The following is a 14432-nucleotide window of genomic DNA, read 5'->3' as shown; positions in this document are numbered from 1 at the left end:
TGTTGAGTGGAACGTTTTGATTAGGATTTCTTTTGCAGACTGTCTATAATGGTTTTTAAGATGGCTCGAGTAGTTGGTGCCCACCATTGCTTCAGCATGGCTTCCAAATCGGCACTCTGATCGGCACTTGTACTTGCAATGAGTTCCTTACGGATGTTAACCTTGCTTTGTTGCCAGGTATTACGCTCAAAAGCCATGTATTTTCTTGCTTTTCTTTCGGCTGCGGTTAAAATGCTTTCTGGTTTAACCAGTTCATCTACCAAGCCAACGCTTAAGGCTTCGTCCGGATTAAACAACTTTCCTTCTAAGAGGCTCCTAGTTGCCGAAGCCTTGCCCAGCCAAAAAGCATAGAGGTTAAAAATGCTGTTGGGTACGATAATGCCTACCGGCACTTCGTTGAGGCCGATAATGTATTTGCCCTCGGCCATTACGCGTGCATCGCAGGCCAGTGCAATTACGCAGCCACCTGCCGGACTATGGCCATTAATTGCCGCTACCAAAGGTTTTTTAAAAGCGGTAATCTTGGCTACAAAATCGAGGAACAAATGCCAAAAGCTCTTGGCTTCTTCTTCGTTATAGTTATACAGCTCTATCAGATCTAGCCCTGCCGAGAAAAAATGTTCTCTTCCCGTAATGAGTACGCCGCCGATATTGCTGTCGTTTTCTATGTTGTGCAGCATGTCGCTCAGTTCGGTTACCATTTCGCGGTTCATCGAGTTAGATTTGCCTCTGTTTAGGGTAATAATGGCTAAACCATCTTTTATGCTTGTGTCAATCGTATTCATATCTGATTATTTTACTTCATAAGTATAGACTTTTCTGGCCATCTTTCCAAAACTGTCTATGCCTTCTATGGTAACGCGATAAGTACCAGGACTATCGGTATTGAAGAAACTAAAGCTTGCTTTGCCTTTTGCATCGGTAGTTACATTGGGATTCCAATAAACGGTGCTACGCAGATCAAGCATCTGTTGATCTGTTTTTGGGTTTTCATAATCGGGCACATAAAACTGCTTCATTTTGGTATAGCCAAACTTGCTTATTCTGGCTACATTGGTAGCTTTTATGGCTTCCAAATCGCCTCCTCTTTTGGTAGTGATAAAAATCACTCCATCACCAGCGTCTGGACCAAATACTGATAAGTTATAATCAGAGGTCAATACCTCAATACCTTCTAGATCTAATGGATTTATCGAATTGATAAATTGAGGATCTTTCGCTTGATCTATCTGCACACCATCTACCACGAGCAACATTGGTCTTTTGGTTAAAATAGACCCCCTTCTCATTCTGAATATCATGCCATTTTTGGTGTATATGCCCGGAACCCTTGTGAAGGGCGTTAATATATACGTCTCTTTAGAAAGCGTTTTTTTATCGATTACATAATCAACCGCCCCACTGATGTTTACCGAATTTCGGACATTTATTGAGGGCTTTAATATGGGCTTGGCCACAATATTTACCGCTTTAAGCATGATTCCCTTGTCTAGCTTTTGGTATTTGTCCATTTCGGTATAGCGCGCTTTGGTGCTTTGCAGATAGGGAAGTATACTGAATGATTCTCCAGCAAGCACATATGGCTGTACGGCAGGTCGTTGTATAATGGCAATATTTGAGTTGGGATTGTCTTTGCCAAATTTGGTCTGTACCAAGAACGAAGAACTGTCTGAAACATCGAGCCTGTCAAAAAAGAAATTGCCTTTGGAATCAGATAAGGTATCGAGCTTGAGCAACAGACCTGGTGTAGTAGAAAAGAGGCTAACTTTTGCATTGGCCAAGGGCTTATTGCCCCAGGTAGTAGCCTTACCCACAATTTCCAGGCTTTGTTCTGGCCTGTAGGCAATTTCAGGCTCTTTCTCCTCAATTACTTCCTGCCATACAAAACGGCGCCAACCTTGGGTAAGTAACAGGTTGTCTAGGTGTTTTTCTCGGTCTGGGTTAGCTGCATTGAAGTAATAATTGGGCTGTTCGATATAGCCTTTCAAATCGGAAGTGAGCAAGAGGTTGGAAAATATACTTGTTTCTTCGTCTTCCTTTATTTTTACTTTGCCGGCATCGGTTACAGCAACAGAGAAGTTGCCATCGATAGGGTTATTATTGTTATCGGTTACCTGCATGCTGTACTGCATTTTCTTTTTGGTAGCTGAAAGTGTGTTCTCGTTGCTAAGGACTATTTGGAGCTGATCTTTATGGTCAATAAAAAGCAGGCGTTCTGCGATGGGTTTGTAATCGCCGGTAAATAAAGTAAACTGCACAATCCCAGTAGGAAAGTCGTCTTTTTGTAGGTCGGTTACCATAACTGGACCATCAATTTTCCCTCTAAAAGTAGAATAGATGATCCCATTTGCTTGCCCAATCACAATAATTTCCTTACCAATATTAATCATATCGCTACTTGCGGCAATTCTGAAATTAACCTTGTCGTTAGTTTGGCTTATGGCGAGGCTATAGCCACTCTCTTCAACTATGGGAAGCTCAAACGATTCTGTTTCACCCTCGGCAAGGCTAGCTACTGCTGTATATTTTTCGTTCTTGAGCGGAGTAAAGGCGAATACGCCCATTCCTGCATGCTCGGTGTCAAATTCTGCTACTTTTTCCTTGGCTTTATTGAGGATGTATCCTTTTAGGTTTACACCATTGCCATCGGGAGCTTGTGCCTTAAGGCCAACCTTGCTTCTGATGCCACTCACCAAATTGCCACCTTCAGGGAAGAACTTGAGGCTGATGCCCGATTTTTTGACTTTTGTCGTTTTTTCTGCAGTGTCGAGTACGTTGCCAATTTTAAGTGGCTTTTCAAAAAAGAAATCAGCGGAAAAATTGCGCATATAATTGGTATACGACCTAATGCGGTAATTGCCAGATGGCAAGCTGTCTACCAAATTGATATTGCCATTGGCCAAACCGTCTTCGATAGGCAGGGTCAGTTTTTTCCTGATCACATTGTTTTCGTCTATCAGGTCTACATAAAGTATTTTGCTCAGCAAAGAAGGTTCGTTTTTCTCGGCAGTTACTACATAGCTTTTAAACCAAATGTCTTCGCCTACGGCATAATAGGGCTTGTCGGTATGCAGGTGCACTTTTTCTTGCGGATACGTGGCGGTAAGTTTGGCCAGTTGCTTCAGTATTTTTTCAAGCGGATCGCCAGCCTTAAAGCTGAGGCATGCGATTGCAAACACGCCTAAAACAATCATTTTCAGTTTCCCTGACATACGCATTTGTGTTAATTTACGGTATAGGTATAAACTTTGCGGCCCATTAGTCCATAATTGTCTGTGCCTTCTACTACAATTCTATATTTGCCGGGCAAACTAGTGTTGAAATAACTGAAATCGGCTTTGCCATAAACCGAAGTATTGATATTCGGATTCCAATAAACAGTGCTTCTCAAATCGCGCATCTGCTGATCGGTTTTGGGATCATCGTAATCGGGCACATAAAACTCTTTTGATGCCGTATAGCCGATATTGCTCACCTTGGCTACATTGGTTGCCTTCTCGGGTTTTCCGACTCCGTTTTTTGAAGTGAGATAGATAATGCCCGATGAACCATCAGAACCATAAATGGATAAGCTGTAGTTTCTTACCAATACTTCTATCGCGGCCAGGTCCTTTGTGTTGATGGTGCGTAAGAACAGCGGGTCGTCATCTTGGTCAATTGCTACGCCGTCTACCATGAGTAACAAAGGCTTTCTGCTGGTGATCGAATTTCTCGCCATCTTGTAAAATTTGGAATTTTGCATGTATATACCCGGCACACGAGACAAGACGGTATAGATGCTTTCGTATTTTTCGATTTCTTTTTGGGGAAGCATATAGTCGTAATTGCCGCTTGTATTGTAGGAGTTTGGAGTAGCCAATACTGGTTTGAATGGCAATTTTGCAGTAATGTTTACCTGCTTTAGCAAGATGGCTTTGTCTAATTTGTTGTATTTGTCCAGTTCAAAGAACATGTCTTTGGTATATTGTACATAGGGTAAAATATTAATCGAGCTGTTCACAAATGTATAGGGCAGTACCTGCGGACGTTGGTTTACAAGAATACCAATGTTTTTATTGTCTTTGCCCAGTTTGGATTGGATGAGGAATGTAGCACTATCTGGAACATCAAGTCTATCGAATACAAAGTTTCCGCGCAAATCAGAAAGCGTATCTAGTTGGAGATTGAAGCCTTGCGTAATCGAGAAAAGATTGACGTTTGCATTTGGCAGGGGTTTGTTGCCTGCTGAAGTGATCTTTCCTCCAATTTCAACGCTCTGCTCTGGACGATAGGCAATTTGTGGTTCTTTGTCTGCAATGACGTCCTTCCACACGAAGCGCCTCCAACCTTGGGTTAACATCAGATTGTCTAGTTGTTCTTCTCTATTGGGATTGTCAAGATTGAAATAGTAATTGGGTTTTTCGATAAAGCCCCTCAAGTCTGAACTGAGCAACAAGCTAGAAAAAATGCTCGTTTCATCGTCTTCATTGATCTGTACCTGATCGGCATTGGTAACCGCAATAGAAAAATTGCCATCAATTGGATTGTTATTGGCATCTGTTACCTCCAAATTGTACTGCATTTTCTTTTTTGTGCCTGCGTTAGTGCCCTTGTTATTGATGTTGATTTTGAGTTCATCGTTGTTGTTTACAAAAATCAAACGCTCTGCAATAGGCTGATAATCTTCTGTAAACAGCGTAAATTCGGCAATACCCGATGGAAAATTACTTTTAGCCAGATTGGCTGTCATGATGGTTTTATCCAGTAGCCCTTTAAAGGTAGAGTAAACAACACCATTGCTCTGGCCGATTACAATAATCGATTTGGCCTCATTTGCAATGTTTGCCGTAGCTGCGATTTTGAGGCTAATCTGATCAGCGGTTTGATTAACAGCTAAGCTATAGCCGTTTTCTTGTGCCGCAGGAAGATCGAAGATTTTGCTGCGCCCATCTTCGAAGGTGATTACGGCTGTGTATTTTTCGCTTTTTTGTGGCGTCAATGCAAAAACGCCCATCCCTGCATGGGTAGTTGTAAATTCGGCCACCTTCTCTTTGGCCTTGTTCATTACATATCCAGATAGGTTAATGCCCATGCCATCTGAACTTACTGCCTTTAAGCCTATCCTGCTTCTGATTTCGTTAACCAGGTTGCCGCCTTCTGGGAAAAACTGCAGACTAACCTCTACCTTTGCACTCTTTGTTTTTTGTTGCGCAGTATCTAAAACGCTCCTGATGTTCACTACTTTCTCGAAGAAGAAATCATTAGAAAAATTGCGCATATAGTTGGTGTACGACCTGATTCGATAATTGCCCGATTCCAAGGAATCCAACAGGCTGATGTTTCCCTTTGCCAGTCCATTTTCCAGGGGCAGGGTCAGTTTTTTTCTGATGTTATTTTTATTGTCGATGAGGTCTACGTAGAGTACTTTGCTCAGCAAGGAAGGTTCGTTTTTCTCTGCCGTAATTACATAGCCCTTAAACCAGATGTCTTCACCCACTGCATAATAAGGCTTGTCTGTATGCAAATGGACTTTTTCTTGGGGGTAGCTGGCAGTGAGTTTGGCCAGTTGCTTCAATAGTTTCTCAAGCGGGTCATCTGGCCCTTTAAAGCCCATGCATGCCAACGCAAGCAAGCATCCCAGTGAAAGTTTCAGTTTAGTTGACATAGTTTAGGTTAGTTAATCGTATAGGTATTCATTTCGGCCTATTCATCCGAAGCTAGTTGTGCCCTCCATTATATTTTATGGCTAAAAAAGATTAGCCATAATTCACATTAATTTACAGTATAGGTATAAACCTTACGCGCTAAGTTGCCCAAGTTGTCTATTCCTTCAATTACAATTCTAAAGGTTCCGGTTTGGTCTGTATTGAAATAGTTGATAGTTGCCTTTCCGGTTACATCAGACACCACCTGTGGATTCCAATAAACCGTAGTCCTTAGATCGGGTTTGCTATCTGGATTGGTATCGTATTTCGGCGAGTAAAATTCCCTTACCGAGTAAAAGCCCTTCGGAGAGTAGGTCACAATTCCCGGCGCATACCTGTTGTAATTGCTGCTGCCGCCGCGTTTAGAAGTAATCACCAATACGCCGTTGCCTCCATTCATTCCGTAGATGGCAGTATTCCCGATGCTTTTTAATACCTCCACGCTTTCTACATCCTGTACCACGATGTTGTCTAAGTCAAAATCATCGCCCATGTTCATGCCGTCTAAAACAATGCTCATCGGCTGTCGGCCATTTAAGCCCATCGAACGCATAGAATAGGCCTTGCCATTGGTCACGGTAACCCCGGCAATCCGGCCAGATAAAAACTGCGAAAGCGAAATCGCATTCTCCAATTCTTTTGCGGTAAACACCTGGTCGGCATGGCCAGCCCCATTAAGGTTGGCCGAGTTTGGCGCCGGATTTTTCTTCTCCACAATTTTCACCTCATCGAGCATAATGGTGCGATCTAAAAGCCCTCTTTTGCTCTGTTCGTCAAAATAGCGGCCACTTGCGGTAAGGTATGATTGGAGGCTTTCGTTTACGTTTACCTCCACATCGCCAGTGTTTTTATTGGTCGTTACGATTTGTCCAGGCGTAATGTCTAGGTCTATCTGTACGTTTTTGTTGTTCTTATCTGTACGTGCCTGTACCACAAATTTGGTGCTGTCGCCGAAAGAAATCTGATCGAAATTGAACCTGCCTTTGTCATCACTTAGCGTGTCTACTGCAAACATGCCTCCCGACGAAGAGAAAAGTGATACCCTTCCTTTTACTACGGGCTTGCCACCTTTGGTAATGGTACCACTGATTTTCATGTTTTTTTCTGGCTGAAATATTGGTGCTGGCATTTGGTTGTTTAAAATGCTTTTCCAGCTTATTTTTCTCCAGCCCTGAGTAAGCAACAAGTTGTCAAGTTCGGTTCTTGTTTTCGCGTCATTGCTTAGAAAATAATGGTTTGGTTTTTCTACATAGCCGGTCAAGTCTGAGGTAAGCAACAATCGGGTAAGGATATTGCTCTCATTGTCCAAATCGGGTATTACCGTAGTTGCATTGGTTACCGAAACCGAAAAGCTGCCCCGTATAGGTTTAGCTTCGTGGGTAGTGGTGAAGCTGAAGTTGACATTGCCACGTGTGGCATAAGTTGGTTTCAAGTTTTGTGCTGTTACCTCAATTTTGTCGCTCGGATTGTTCACAAATGCCAAACGCTCGCAAACCGGTTGGTTGTCTGGCGTAAAAAGAGTAAGTTGTACAATGCCCGATGGAAACTCGGCCTTTGGCGCACTCACAGAAACCAATTGTTTAGCCGTAGGCAATTTGGTGGTAAAATATACATTGCCATTGTGTTGCGCCACCAACTTCAGTTCGCCTTTGTTCATCAGGTCTTCGGTCATCATTACCTTAATGGCCATTTTGCCGGTATCTATATTATTTACAGCCATCACATAGCCACTAGGTGCTGCCTTGGGTAGGGCAATGCTTTTTTCCAGTCCACTGGCCAATTTAACTTTGGCCGTATAGGTTTTGCCAGGTAATGGATTGAGGATCAAAGAACCCATACCCAGGTAGGCGGTTTCAAATTTTAATAGCTCTATACCTTCGTTGTCTACTATGGTGCCGCTTACATTTTCGCCGAGTCCACTCGCGTTTACCGCTTTAATGGCTATTTTATTTGGCAAGCCTTCTATCATGCCTCCCCCCTCCGGAAAAAACTGCACGTCTACGGTGTTGGCCGTGGTTTTGATCGGAATGTTTTTAATTACCTTTTGTTTGTTAGGCAGGGTAATTGTTGCGGTAATTTTGCCTGATTTATAAAGACTGGGCTGGGTATTGGTATAGCTGATGTTAATTTCGCCCTCATTATTAGTCGTGGCTTTTCCTTTGGTGATATTTCTGGAGCTGAGCTGCACTTCGTAGCTTACCTCGCAGGCGACATAAGGTTTGCTGTCTTTATCGGTAAATTGCACGGTACTGCTCACCTTTTCGGCATTGTTTTCGGTACTCAGTACGCTTTTGGTTTTGGTAAATACCTTGTTGGCCCAAGAGTTGCCTATTTTAATGGTTTTGTCGAAAAAGAAATCCGGACCTGCATTGCGCATCCATTGGGTATAAGCCCTGATGCGGTAATTGCCTTCGCCCAATGAATCGGTCAGTTTAAAATCGCCCCAGGTAATGCCGCTTTGCATCGGCAATTTGAGCTGTCTTTTAATGGAATCCCTTTCGTTAATGAGTTCTACATACAAGATGTTGCTAATGTTAGAGGGCTCTGATGTCCTGGTGTCTACTACGTAAGCCTTGAACCAAATATTATCGCCGATGGCATAGTAAGGCTTGTCGAGGTGCAGGTAAATTTTCTCTTGCGGATATTTTTTAGTGTATTCCTCGAGTTTTTTGAGCAGGGCGGTAAATGGATCGTCGTCTATGGCAAATGCAGAAAAGCCGAATAGCGCAAATAAGGCAACGGTTAAGAGAAGCAGATTCTTTTTCATTGTGTGTTAAAAAATAAAGCCTTAAGTTACAAAAACCTAAGGCTTTATTACAATAAATCAATTAAAAAGCTAGTTGATTGCTAAAAAGTATTCTTCCACATCATGCTTTCTACCGGCTTGGTGGTTTTGTTGTTGTACTTGGCGTTGCTTTTAGTGTTGTACATATTGGCAATGCTGCCGTCAACCACAAAGTAGATCAGTTGCCCAATAGGCATGCCCGCATACACCCTAACAGGCTGGGCACAAGAAATTTCTAACGTCCAGGTATTGCAAAAGCCAACATCGCCCTTGCCAGCGGTGGCATGGATGTCTATGCCCAGCCGACCGGTGCTGCTCTTGCCTTCCAAAAAGGGAACATGGGCATGAGTTTCGGTATATTCGAGGGTTACGCCCAGGTACAAGGTGCCCGGTTGCAGTACATATCCCTCTTTCGGAATCTCGAAATGGTCTATTTGATTATGGGCCTTGGCATCTAAAACACGGTCTTTATAAGTGGCCAAATATTTGCCCAGATGTACGTCGTAAGAGTTGGTGCCCAAACAATCTATGTTAAAAGGCTCTATAATAATGGTGCCCTTATCTATTTCCTCAAGTATCAGTTTGTCTGAGAGTATCATTTTATGAGTTATTTTGGACTAAATTATGATTAATTTAAGATACTTTTGTATTGATTTTCTAAATAAGAGATGCCAATAGTTTTTAATAGAAAAATTGACGACCAAACCATACTCGCCGTATGGAAAATCGAAGAAACCGAAGAGCAGCTTTTAGCCAGCCTGCAATTGAAGCAGCACGAACTGGATGTAATCGCTTCTTTAAGTAACGGCAAACGTGCCCTACATTGGTTGGGCACAAGGGTATTGTTGCGCACCATGCTCAATACTGCCGATTATATCGATTGCCGAATGGACGAACATGGCAAACCTTACCTGGTTAATTCAGATACACACATTTCTTTAAGCCACTCTTATGATTATGCTGCCGTAATTGTGGGTAAAGACAAGAAAGTAGGGGTTGATATCGAACTGATCAAGCATAAAATAAAAAGCATCAAGCATAAGTTTCTTTCGGATGTAGAGCTGGCCCAAAAACAAATTGGCGATAACATAGACGGCCTTTATGTAAGCTGGTGCGCCAAAGAAGCCATTTACAAGTGGCACGGCAAAAAGGGACTGGAATTTAGGCAACACATTCACATTAAGCCCTTCAAGCTAAAAAAAGAGGGTTCTTTACAGGCTTTGGTTGATTTGCCCGAAGGCACCAAAGAATTGACCGTGAGCTATTTTAAAACCAACGACGGTTACATGCTCGGCTATGTGGTAGCTTAGGGAAACAGATATGGAAAACAAAAATTTGAGTAATGAAGTGCCAGTGGCTACTGATGCAAAAACAAAAGTAGCTTTTTTGGATTGGGGGCTAATCGATTACCAAAAAGCTTGGGACAAACAGGAAGAACTGTTTAATGCCACAGTAGCTTTGAAAACCAAAAACCGTACTGAAGAAACCACTGTTCCAACACCCGATTATCTGGTATTTTGCGAACATCCGCATGTATATACCTTGGGCAAGAGCGGGCATCCAGAAAACCTGTTGCTCGATGAGCAGGGGCTGAAAGAAAAAGAAGCTACTTACTACAAGATCAATCGGGGTGGCGATATCACCTATCACGGTCCGGGGCAGATTGTAGGTTATCCAATCCTCGATCTGGACCACTTTTTTACTGATATACACCTCTACCTGAGAATGCTTGAAGAAGCAGTGATCCAAACCTTGGCCGATTATGGCATTGTTGCCGGTCGCTACCCAGGCTATACGGGTGTTTGGCTAGATGCCGATAATGAAAAAGCCCGTAAAATTTGCGCATTAGGGGTACGTTGCAGTCGTTGGGTAACCATGCATGGCTTTGCGTTTAACGTAAATACCGATCTCGATTATTTTAAAAATATCGTGCCCTGTGGCATTGATGATAAAGACGTTACTTCCCTAAAGCGCGAATTGGGCAGGGAAGTGCCTATTGATGAAGTAAAAGAAAAACTGAAAAACCATATTGCCCAACTCTTTGGGATGAAACTGCACTAGATAGCTTTCGATTTAAGGTCCTTTTAAATAATGCTGTATGGTGTTTTTTTGAAAAGCGCAGGCAACATTTCATGGCAATTGCAGCCCCACTGTCCGCTTTACTTCGTGCCCGCTCCCATCGGGTTTAGGTAATTCGGGTTTGTACAAAACTTAAATGTTGGCAGCTTCGGATTTGCCTGGCAACAAACAGCAATCGGGTTAAGCGACACAAAATGCTGAAATATTTATAATTTAGCATCTAATAGCAATTAGTCTCTTATGATGAAGATAATCACCTTGATTTTATTTGCCTGTTTATCCCAAAGTATAGCCATGGCCCAAAACTTGGATGAATTGATCAGTTTGATCAAACAAAATCCTAAAAAGGCATCGGTTTACCTCATAGAAAATGGGCAAACGACTATTGATTTTAATGGTAATCAGACAATGCCCTTGGCTAGTGCCGCTAAAACCATTATTGCTATAGAATTTGCCAAGCAAGTGGCCGCTAAAAAGATTTCACCCTTAGGCAATGTTGCTGTAAAAGATTTAGCCAAATATTATATTCCCAATACCGATGGACAGGCACATCCCAATTGGCTCAAGTCATTGGGCAAATCGGCTACCGATAGCGTAATCTTGCTCCAAGTGGCCCAAGGGATGATCAGGTTCAGTTCTAATGCCAATACCGAATACCTGCAAGATTTGTTGGGTTTGGCCAATATCAACAAGAATTTAGATGAACTGGGCTTAAAAGGACATCAGCCTTTGTACTATTTTACGGCATCGGCCATCATGGTTTGTTTAAAGCCTGAAGGCAAGAACGAAGAGCAATGGATAGGCGAATTGAAGGCTATGCCTCTGGCAGTTTACCATCAAAAATGCAAGGAGGCGCATCAATTGCTCAAAACAGATCCAAATTATAGCAGGCAGTTTAGTTTTGCCAACCTTTCTATGAACATCCAAAAGGTATGGTCCGACCGTTTAGTGGGAGCTACCACATCCAATTATGCACAACTGATGCAGAAAATAGCCTCGCGACAATTTTTTAATGCCGAAGCGCAAACCGTATTAGAAAGTGTAATGGAATGGCCGATGGCCTTTGCGGGTAATCAACAGCTATTTAATCACCTAGGACAAAAGGGAGGTTCTACGGCTTTTGTGCTGACCGACGCGTTCTATGCAAATCCAAAAAACGGAGCAAAGGTTGCCTGTGCGTTTTTCTTTAATGATCTCAGCACTGCAGAAAGTGCCTTGGTAAACAAAAATTTTGGCAGTTTTGAGGGCAGTATCCTTACCAATGCCAACTTTAGGAAGAAGCTAACAGAAGCGTTACAATAAGAAAATACCGCTATACTGTGGTGTTTCCTAATTGTCTCACGGCCAATAGGTAATGTGGGAAAAAATAACCTTGATTTATTTTGATGTTTAACTGGAAGTTTTAACTTTAGGTTAACTAAAAACTAAAAACTCAAATTAAATTATGGATTACTCGTCAGACTATTCGTCCGGAGGAGCTGGTATCTTAGCAGGTATTGGGCTCACTTTTTTTGTCATTAGCTTTGCAATTGGTATTATATCAATTGCCGGTATGTGGAAAGCCTTCGAAAAGGCAGGCAAGCCCGGTTGGGCAGCAATCATTCCCATCTACAATATTTATGTGATGATTGAAATTGTAGGTAAACCTGGCATCTGGCTTTTATGGTGCATCTTGCCTTGCATTAACTTTGTATTTGTAATCTGGCTCTTAAACTTGGTGAGCAAAAGCTTTGGCAAAACCGAGGGCTTTACCGTTGGGCTGTTTCTTCTAGGCTTTATTTTCTGGCCAATTTTAGGCTTTGGTAGTGCCAAATATTTAGGCCCATCGGCTGCAGAAGCACAAAATCCTTTCGGAGGCAATCCGTACAATAATCCAAATGGACCGTTTAAAAATCCGCCAACCCCACCTAGTAATCCTGAAGCTTAATATCAATTGCAATTATTGACTATTTATAGCCTATCCACTTTGTTAGCCGTTTTTAACAAGGTGGATAGTTTTTTATTGCCCTGTCCATTTAAGTACCTTACGGGGATCGATTGTCCGGGATGTGGCTTTCAGCGCTCCCTTTTAGCCTTGCTGCATGGAAACTGGCAGGAAAGTTTCCAGTTGTATTCACCCACTTTATTGTTTTTGGCCAGTGCCATCGCAACTGCATTAAGCTATGGCTTCAAATGGAACACTGAAGCCAAATGGCTCAAGGTGCTTTACTTTGCTACCGGAATTGTAGTGGTGATTAACTATACCTATAAAATCATAACGCATCAATTGCATTAGCCAAAAACCAGGTTACATCAAATTCCGTAAATTAACTTGATGAACCTTACAGTCAAATTGGTGGAACATCTAAATTATGGTAGCTTCATCACCATTGAAAATATATTTAAAGCCGATGAAAATTAGCGGTATTTTTCTGTCATTTTGTTTATTATTGAGCTGCGATAAAAACACCGCATCTAATATGATTATTGATCCAGTAGTGCCACAGGGCACGTCTTTAACTTATTTAGCCCTTGGCGATTCGTATACCATTGGCGAAGCCGTTACTGCCAACGAATCCTTTCCCTATCAGCTGGTTGCACAGCTCAAAATGCAAAACCTGAATGTGCAAACCCCAAAAATCATTGCCAAAACCGGCTGGACTACCGATGAATTGCAGACTGCCATTACAGCCGCTAACCTCAAAACTTCGTTTGATATCGTTACGCTGTTGATTGGCGTAAATAACCAATACCGCGGCAATTCCCAAAGCACTTACCGAAAAGAGTTCAAGGAACTGTTGCAAACCGCAATTGCTTTTGCGGGTAACAATAAAAAACATGTTTTTGTGGTTTCCATTCCCGATTGGGGCGTAACTCCCTTTGGCAAAAACAGTGGACGCAATATCCAAACCATCGCACAGGAAATAGATGCCTTTAATGCCATTAACAAAGAAGAAACCTTGGCCTTGGGCATCAGCTATACCGATATTACACCGGCTTCTCGAAATGCAGCAACAGATGCGGCTTTAGTAGCATCAGATGGTTTGCATCCTTCGGGCAAGATGTATGGAGAGTGGGCCGTTAAGGTGAGTAGTGCCGTGCAAGGAAATTTCAAATAGCTATACCGCCCTAGAGGTAACCTGGTTATAATCCATTACCACCGTCTTTAAAAAATCAAGCTCGTTCATGCCTTCTGGGATGCCCACCTGCAGGTGATTAGAAAGCTTGGCTGCCATTTGATAAACCAGGTTCGCATTCAATGTTTTATAATAGGCATTCAGCACCTCGTGTACCAGTTCTATTTCCCTGTCGTTTAAATGATGTACACTTTCAAAAACAGGAATGTATTCGGGTGCGGTGGGGTGAAAAGCCACATGTTCCAATTTGGTGCGTGGAACGGTTTTGATAACGGTTGTGCCCGCTACAATATCACCGATGCGTTGTTTGTTGTCTGAAAGTACAACGGTAAGAAAGCCCCCCGCCCAGGCCGTTAAGGGGAAATCTACAATCCTAAACACCCAGCGGATAAAATACTGGCCCAAGGTAGGCTGACCGCCATCAAGGCTGACTACTTTTGTTTTGAGCAGTTTCTTGCCCAGGGTTTGGCCGTTCAGGAAAATTTCCGACAGCAGGTCGTAAAACAAAAAGATAGCCGCGTAAATGATAAAGACGGTGTTAGAAATAATCGACCCCATTGCAGAGCCCATGCTTAAAGCCAAGGCAATGATGATGAAACCAATTGCCAAAGCAGCAATATCTATCAGCCACCCGGCCATCCGTTCGCCTACGCCTGCAACAGGATAGTCAATGTCTACATGTTGGCTTGTGTTTACCTTTACCGTTTCCATAGTCCCAAATATAATATCGTTTTTTAATTTTTGTTGACTAATAAAATTTTTGTTTTA

At 42.5% G+C, this 14432-nt stretch carries 12 protein-coding genes; 6 read left to right on the top strand and 6 right to left on the bottom strand.

The features are described from left to right. Positions 1 to 20 precede the first annotated feature (20 nt). The 5 genes from AC570H_RS15800 to dcd all read right to left on the bottom strand — a co-directional run bounded on the left by AC570H_RS15800 (position 21) and on the right by dcd (position 9068). On the bottom strand, positions 21 to 785 hold the full coding sequence (locus AC570H_RS15800; RefSeq protein WP_497356527.1) for an enoyl-CoA hydratase/isomerase family protein: 765 nt from the start codon (positions 783 to 785) through the stop codon (positions 21 to 23). 6 nt (positions 786 to 791) lie between these two features. After that, positions 792 to 3212 carry a TonB-dependent receptor gene (locus AC570H_RS15795; protein ID WP_497356525.1) on the bottom strand — a complete coding sequence of 807 codons (2421 nt, stop codon included), beginning with the start codon at positions 3210 to 3212 and terminating at the stop codon, positions 792 to 794. A gap of 11 nt (positions 3213 to 3223) precedes the next feature. Further along, complete coding sequence (locus AC570H_RS15790) at positions 3224 to 5644, bottom strand: hypothetical protein (RefSeq protein WP_497356523.1); 2421 nt, start codon at positions 5642 to 5644, stop codon at positions 3224 to 3226. Between the two features lie 107 nt (positions 5645 to 5751). Beyond that, entirely contained in the window at positions 5752 to 8451 is a 2700-nt protein-coding gene (locus AC570H_RS15785) for a TonB-dependent receptor (RefSeq protein WP_497356521.1), read from the bottom strand. An 80-nt stretch (positions 8452 to 8531) separates the two neighbouring features. Then, positions 8532 to 9068, bottom strand: a complete 537-nt coding sequence (gene dcd, locus AC570H_RS15780) for a dCTP deaminase (RefSeq protein WP_497356519.1) — start codon at positions 9066 to 9068, stop codon at positions 8532 to 8534. A gap of 69 nt (positions 9069 to 9137) precedes the next feature. On the opposite strand from dcd, the gene AC570H_RS15775 reads away from it, so the two are divergent. The 6 genes from AC570H_RS15775 to AC570H_RS15750 all read left to right on the top strand — a co-directional run bounded on the left by AC570H_RS15775 (position 9138) and on the right by AC570H_RS15750 (position 13646). Next, on the top strand, positions 9138 to 9779 hold the full coding sequence (locus AC570H_RS15775; protein WP_497356517.1) for a 4'-phosphopantetheinyl transferase family protein: 642 nt from the start codon (positions 9138 to 9140) through the stop codon (positions 9777 to 9779). A 10-nt stretch (positions 9780 to 9789) separates the two neighbouring features. Continuing rightward, positions 9790 to 10530: a lipoyl(octanoyl) transferase LipB gene (lipB, locus tag AC570H_RS15770; protein WP_497356515.1), complete on the top strand. Its 741-nt coding sequence runs from the start codon at positions 9790 to 9792 to the stop codon at positions 10528 to 10530. A 258-nt stretch (positions 10531 to 10788) separates the two neighbouring features. Continuing rightward, positions 10789 to 11850, top strand: coding sequence for a serine hydrolase (locus tag AC570H_RS15765; RefSeq protein WP_497356513.1), 1062 nt, complete (start codon positions 10789 to 10791; stop codon positions 11848 to 11850). Between the two features lie 142 nt (positions 11851 to 11992). Then, positions 11993 to 12475, top strand: a complete 483-nt coding sequence (locus AC570H_RS15760) for a DUF5684 domain-containing protein (protein WP_497356511.1) — start codon at positions 11993 to 11995, stop codon at positions 12473 to 12475. Positions 12476 to 12535: 60 nt separating this feature from the next. Beyond that, positions 12536 to 12823 (top strand): DUF2752 domain-containing protein, encoded by a 288-nt coding sequence (locus AC570H_RS15755; RefSeq protein WP_497356510.1) that lies wholly within the window; start codon positions 12536 to 12538, stop codon positions 12821 to 12823. 184 nt (positions 12824 to 13007) lie between these two features. After that, complete coding sequence (locus tag AC570H_RS15750; protein ID WP_497356508.1) at positions 13008 to 13646, top strand: SGNH/GDSL hydrolase family protein; 639 nt, start codon at positions 13008 to 13010, stop codon at positions 13644 to 13646. Here AC570H_RS15750 and AC570H_RS15745 read toward each other — a convergent pair whose 3' ends face one another. Continuing rightward, the gene (locus AC570H_RS15745; protein ID WP_497356506.1) at positions 13647 to 14375 is read right to left on the bottom strand and encodes an RDD family protein; all 729 of its coding nucleotides are present in this window, start codon (positions 14373 to 14375) and stop codon (positions 13647 to 13649) included. Positions 14376 to 14432 lie beyond the last annotated feature (57 nt).

This window comes from Pedobacter sp. B4419 (genome assembly GCF_059693725.1).
Note: the sequence above shows the minus strand (reverse complement) of the source record. Positions and strands in the feature narration are given on the sequence as shown.